The sequence below is a fragment of the Variovorax stachyos genome (assembly GCF_051400855.1).
Classification (GTDB): domain Bacteria; phylum Pseudomonadota; class Gammaproteobacteria; order Burkholderiales; family Burkholderiaceae_C; genus Variovorax.
The window spans coordinates 1-512 of the sequence record NZ_JBLFFN010000066.1; the positions used below are offsets into that span (position 1 = coordinate 1).

A 512-nucleotide genomic window follows, 5' to 3' on the forward strand; every position below is an offset into this window, starting at 1 on the left:
AGTATCAGTGCCCTGCGGGCCAACGGGCCATCTACAGGTTCAGCACGCTCGAGCGAAATGGCCTCCAAGCGCGCCTGTACTGGACCAGTGCCTGTCCCTCATGCCCATTGAAAAAGCAGTGCACGACCGGCGACTATCGCCGCATCCGTCGATGGGAGCATGAAGAGATCCTCGAGCGTGTCCAGCAACGCCTCGATCGCAAGCCCGTCGCAATGACGCTGCGAAGGTGCACCGTGGAGCACGTGTTCGGAACACTCAAGCACTGGATGGGTTGGACGCACTTCCTGACGAAGAAGCTGGAGCACGTGAACACTGAGATGAGTCTGCACGTGCTGGCATACAACCTGAAGCGGGTGATCTCGATCCTGGGTATTGCCAGAACGATGAAGGCGATGAGATCGATGGGGGCCTGAGTCCCTTCAATGGTCTTTGCGACCTACGCAGCGACTCTGCCCCGAGGCAAACCGCTGGTCTGTGCGACGAGACCACTGGATGACTCCGTGGCGCCGATG

General features: G+C 59.6%; 1 protein-coding gene. It reads left to right on the top strand.

Translation table 11 applies throughout. The features are described from left to right. Positions 1-413, top strand: a 413-nt coding sequence (locus ACMGEZ_RS29725) for a transposase (RefSeq protein ID WP_436825869.1), incomplete at its 5' end; no start/stop codon positions are given. Between the last annotated feature and the right edge of the window lie 99 nt (positions 414-512).